The sequence below is a fragment of the Xanthovirga aplysinae genome (genome assembly GCF_009711365.1).
Taxonomy (GTDB): Bacteria; Bacteroidota; Bacteroidia; order Cytophagales; family Cyclobacteriaceae; genus Xanthovirga; species Xanthovirga aplysinae.
Genome location: NZ_SMMB01000412.1, coordinates 1 through 925, shown reverse-complemented (window position 1 = coordinate 925; position 925 = coordinate 1). Strand labels below are relative to the sequence as shown.

At 33.1% G+C, this 925-nt stretch carries 1 protein-coding gene; it reads right to left on the bottom strand.

Annotated features, from left to right (window positions below; genetic code table 11):
* Positions 1-403: 403 nt before the first annotated feature.
* Positions 404-925: glycosyl hydrolase 108 family protein (locus E1171_RS01490; protein WP_155203381.1), on the bottom strand; the 522-nt coding region annotated here is incomplete at its 5' end.

Below are 925 nucleotides of genomic sequence, written 5' to 3'. Positions count from 1 at the left end.
TTTTTTTTTAGACCGATTTCTATTGCTTTCTGAAGACTCAAAGGTTCTTGAGCTAAGGTATGGTTAGTAAAAAAATAAAATATTATATTATATAAATAGATCTTACGTATCATAAACAAATAATACATTTTGAAGTCTATTTGTTGTTTTTTTAATCATTGGAAAAAAGACCTACAATTTTCATGATCATTAGTATTGTGGAACAGCCTCATCAATTATTGGTTTAATTTGACCGTATCTGCCTTAATGGGCTACTCCTAGTGTTTTTTCTTTTTAACTCATAGCTTAGGAATTTAAGGTTTTTGAAGAATTTTTCCATTTACTTTTTGGCCGTAAAAAGGCAGCAGCTCTACTTTTTACTGTGGATTTTTCAAGAAAAATAAGTGAATATAAGAAAACGTGCTTACACTTTTGGAGATGGCAACCCATCTACCCTATTTAACCACCCCTTAAGGAATTGCACATTAGATCCTTTAGCAATAGAGATGTAATAGGATTCCCGTTTCTTCTTTATCGTATCAAACAGGGGAACAGCTTTTCCTTCATTAATAAGGTCATTGATTGCTCCATAGGTTTCCGGACCCATAATTCCATCTACAACTATTGTTTTTCCTATAATATTTACAGCTTTTTGGACAGGTCTGATGCCATTAATTCCAGCATTAACATAAGAGTCAAATATGGTAGTAGCGATGTAGTTATCCAGAATAAAATTCCCATAAATTTTTACCCAGAAATTTGAGTAGTAAAAATCTTTTATTTGTCGATCAAGTTCACTATTATCAATGCGCTGGTTATTTGTTAGAGGGCCATATTTATTCTTATATTCATCTATGATGCGCCACCCCCTCCATTCTGGCCAATAAACCCTACTTATCCCCCCGTATGTTTCTCCTCCTTTATCTCCTGCTAAATTTGCATAGTA